This is a genomic window from Mesorhizobium sp. M7A.F.Ca.CA.002.05.1.1 (assembly GCF_003998335.1).
GTDB lineage: Bacteria > Pseudomonadota > Alphaproteobacteria > Rhizobiales > Rhizobiaceae > Mesorhizobium.
This window is the reverse complement of sequence record NZ_RZQI01000935.1, coordinates 1-2265: the sequence shown is the minus strand read 5'-3', so window position 1 is coordinate 2265 and position 2265 is coordinate 1. Positions and strand designations below refer to the sequence as shown.

General features: G+C 61.1%; 4 protein-coding genes. 2 read left to right on the top strand and 2 right to left on the bottom strand.

Annotated elements, in window-relative coordinates:
- Positions 1-372: TOBE-like domain-containing protein (locus tag EN939_RS30760; protein ID WP_206528381.1), on the top strand; the 372-nt coding region annotated here is incomplete at its 5' end.
- A gap of 15 nt (positions 373-387) precedes the next feature.
- Here EN939_RS30760 and EN939_RS30755 read toward each other — a convergent pair.
- Positions 388-786 (bottom strand): type II toxin-antitoxin system VapC family toxin, encoded by a 399-nt coding sequence (locus EN939_RS30755; RefSeq protein ID WP_127271404.1) that lies wholly within the window; start codon positions 784-786, stop codon positions 388-390.
- Entirely contained in the window at positions 787-1059 is a 273-nt protein-coding gene (locus tag EN939_RS30750) for an antitoxin (protein ID WP_127271402.1), read from the bottom strand.
- A 228-nt stretch (positions 1060-1287) separates the two neighbouring features.
- Here EN939_RS30750 and EN939_RS30745 point away from each other — a divergent pair.
- A partial coding sequence (locus EN939_RS30745; RefSeq protein ID WP_127271400.1) for a sulfate ABC transporter substrate-binding protein occupies positions 1288-2265 on the top strand: 978 nt, incomplete at its 3' end.

The window sequence follows — 2265 nt, the reverse complement described above, 5'->3', positions numbered from 1 at the left end:
ATCTACGACACGCCGAACTCGCCCTTCGTCTACGGCTTCATCGGTGAATCGAGCTCGCTTCCCGTCAAGGTCGAGAATGGCGAAATCTGGCTCGCCGACCGTCCGATCGGGCTTGCCGCGCCCAACGAGCCCTCGGGCGATGCGACGCTCTACTTCCGCCCGCACGATGTCGAATTGCTGGACGGCTGCAGCGGCTGCATCGCCGGCACGGTCGCCGCCAGCCGCCGCGTGGCCGGCACGCGCCGGGTCGAGCTTGAAATAGGCGGAGAGCGCCAGCGGGTCGAAATCGAACTGCCGGTCGATCACCCCGCGGCGCAGAAAAGCCGGGTGGCGTTCCGCCCCGGACGCTGGAAGCTTTTTCCGGCGGCTTGATCCTCTGGTCTATGGCTACGCCAGCCAGTTCTCGACCTTCAGGCCCCTGATCCGGTTGAACTCTCCCGTGTTGGCGGTCACCAGCGTGGTGCCCAATGCACAGGCATGAGCGGCGATAAAAAGATCGTTGTGGCCAATGGTCTGGCCCGCGGCTTCAAGCTCGGCGCGAAGTCCGCCATACTCGGCATCCACCGGCACATCGAGCGGCAAGACAGGAATCTCGGCCAGCAAGTCTTCAACCTTCTTGAGCAGCTTGGCCGATCCCTTCTTGGCGCAGCCATATCGCAATTCCGAGGCGACCACGATGCTGGTGCAAACGGCGTCATCTCCCTCGCGCGACATTGCCCTCGCGGCCTTGCCAGCCGGGTTTCGGATCATGTCGCTGATAATGTTCGTATCCAGCATGAACCGCATCTAGAAAATGTCCTCGGATTTGACTGGCGTGTCGTAGATCTCGGGGAAGTCGTCTTCAGGATCGAGCGGCGGCTCTTTCGCCCACTGGGCGAGCAACGCGGTGAGGCCAGGCTTGCGAACCGGCTCGATGACAAGACGATCGCCTTCCCGGCTGATCAGGACTTTTTCGCCGGGAAGCTCGAACTCGACAGGAATGCGCACCGCCTGGCTGCGGTTGTTGCGAAACAGCTTCGCCTCCTTGGGCGGCGTTGTTGAATGTCGGCTCTGGGGCATGTTGCAGCTCTTTTGTATATGCCTTTTGTATATGCCATGCAGCGCCGCAAAACAAGGCGCAGAAAAACTCCGACGAAGGTAGCATTCTCCTGGAACAGAATTCCAACATTCATCGACTTAGGCGACATATTTTCCTACGATGAGGCCACGAACCTACGGCGCATGCCTCGTCGCACACCACGCACCCCGGCTATGGTCCCACCATAAATTGCATCGGAGCCTGTTTTCATGAGACGATTTTTCCTCGGGCTTGCCACCGTCGCAGGCCTGTTCCTTGCATCCTCCCAAGCCTGGTCGGCCGACAAACTGCTCAATGCGTCCTATGACGTCGGCCGCGAACTGTTCGTGCAGGTGAACAAGGCCTTCATCGCGCAGCATCCGGGCGTCACGGTCGATCAGTCGCATGCCGGCACTTCGGCGCAGGCGCGTGCCATCGCCGAGGGCCTTGGCGCCGATGTCGTTACCTTCAACCAGGTCACCGACATCGACTTCCTGGTCAAGAAGGACCTCGTCTCGGCCGACTGGCAAAAGGATTTTCCCGACAACGCCTCGCCCTTCTATTCGCTGCCGTCCTTCCTTGTCCGCGCGGGCAATCCCAAGCATATCAAGGACTGGAACGATCTCGTGCGCGACGACGTGCAGGTGATTTTCCCAAATCCGAAAACCTCCGGCAATGCGCGCTACACCTATCTGGCGGCCACCGCCTACGCCAAGGAAGCCTTCAAGGGCGACGAGGCCAAGGTGAAGGAGTTCATCACCAAGCTTTTCAACAACGTGCCGATTTTCGACACCGGCGGCCGCGCCGCGACCACCACCTTCGTGCAGCGCGAGATCGGTGATGTGCTGATCACCTTCGAGTCGGAGACGCGCGGCATTCGCAAGGAGTATGGCGACGGCAAGTTCGAGCAGGTCACTCCGACGGTCAGCCTGCTGGCCGAATTCCCCGTCGCGATCGTCGACAAGGTTGCCGACGAGCACGGCACGCGCGATCTGGCCAAGACCTATCTCGACTTCCTCTACACGCCGGAGGGCCAGGACATCGCCGCCCGCAACGGCCTCAGAGCCCGCGACGCCGCTGTGGCGGCAAAATACAAGGCCGATTTCCCCGATATCCGGCTGCTGACGGTGGAAGACGTCTTCGGCGGCTGGGACAAAGTGCAGAAAGAGCATTTCGCCGCTGGCGGCCTGCTCGACCAGACCTACGGC